Below are 1,511 nucleotides of genomic sequence, written 5' to 3'. Positions count from 1 at the left end.
CGGCGGACAACCACAAAAACAAGTATTAAAGTCAATGAACTTATTTGCAGAAAATGTACTGCCTAATTTTCAATAAAAAATAGGACAGTAGACTCGCAACCTAGCATAAACTACGATATATGAGGAGTTGTCATCATAATAAATGATCCAACCTTTAGAAGGAATAAAAGTTTTAGAATTGGCTAGAACACTGGCTGGTCCTGTTTCGGGTCAAATATTAGGTGATCTCGGTGCAGAAGTGATAAAAGTTGAACAACCTGGAGTGGGCGATGAAGCAAGACGTTTCACTCCTCCTGAATGGGATGGCGAGAGTTGTTATTATTTAAGCTCGAATCGAAATAAAAAAAGTATGACACTAAATTTAAAAAGTGAACAAGGGAAAAATATTATTTATGATTTAGTTAAAGAAAGTGATGTAATTATTGAAAATTTTCGAACAGGTACTACGGAAAAGTTAGGAATCGATTATGATACGTTAAAGGAAATTAACCCACGTATAATCTATTTGGCTATCTCTGGATTTGGAAGAACAGGTCCTGAGAAATATCGAGCAGGTTATGATTTATTAATTCAGGCTTACTCTGGGATTATGAGTACTACAGGTGAAGAGGGAAAGCCGTATAAAGTTGGTCCATCTATCGTTGATTTATCTACTGGGATTCTCGGAGCACTAGGAGTGTTAACAGCAATTATAGCAAGAGAAAAGACGGGAAGAGGTCAGTTTGTTGATTGCAGTCTATTAGATAGTCAAATAATGATGTTAAACCATTTAGCTACTGGATATTTTGCGACTGGAAAATCAGCAAAGCCGATGGGACAAGGGCATCATACGTTAGTACCGTATCAAGTTTTTCAAGCAAAAGATAAAAATGTCATTATTGCCGCTGCCAATGATCGTCTATGGGAAAGAACATGCCAAGCATTAGGCTGGGACGATTTATTAAATGATGAGAATTATAAATTAAATGAAGATCGGGTGAGACTTCGCAACGTACTCGTTCCGATACTTTCAGAAAGATTGTCAAAGATGTCGAGTGAAGAGATTTGTGAAAAACTTGATGCTGTTGGGGTTCCATGTGGACCAATTAATACAATCGGTGATGTTGTCACTTCTCCACAAGCCATTGCTCGTGAAATGATGGTTGATATTGATCATCCGAAAATAAAAGGGTTGAAGACGCCGGCATTTCCGGTTAAATTTTCAGAAACACCATCAACGGTGAGATTGCATCCGCCATCTTTAGGTGAAAACACAGAGGAAGTTTTATCTAGTTTAGGTATTAACAGTGAAGAAGTATCACGAATGCGTCAAGATGGAATTATATAAAGTTTCTTAATCTAATAGAAACAATGCTTAAGCACATGTTTAACATTTATGAAATTATTATAAACGTGTGCTTTTTTAAATATGACATCGAATAAATAATATAAAAAGGAAGGAGAACGAAACATGAGTTATGAAAATATCCTCGTTGAACGAAAAACGAATTTAGCTTACGTCACGATTAATC

The 1,511-nt window shown here is 36.1% G+C and carries 1 protein-coding gene; it reads left to right on the top strand.

Annotated features, from left to right (window positions below; genetic code table 11):
• Nucleotides 1-142: 142 nt before the first annotated feature.
• Complete coding sequence (locus ABU914_RS15350; RefSeq protein WP_379670566.1) at nt 143-1,327, top strand: CaiB/BaiF CoA transferase family protein; 1,185 nt, start codon at nt 143-145, stop codon at nt 1,325-1,327.
• The last annotated feature ends 184 nt before the right edge of the window (nt 1,328-1,511 follow it).

It is taken from the genome of Pueribacillus sp. YX66 (assembly GCF_041725775.1).
Classification (GTDB): Bacteria; Bacillota; Bacilli; order Bacillales; family UBA6769; genus Pueribacillus.
This window is presented reverse-complemented; position numbering and strand designations above follow the sequence as displayed.

Coding starts and splice junctions, on each gene's coding strand:
- ABU914_RS15350 (WP_379670566.1), top strand. CDS start 143: ATGATCCAACCTTTAGAAGGAATAAAAGTTTTAGAATTGGCTAGAACA.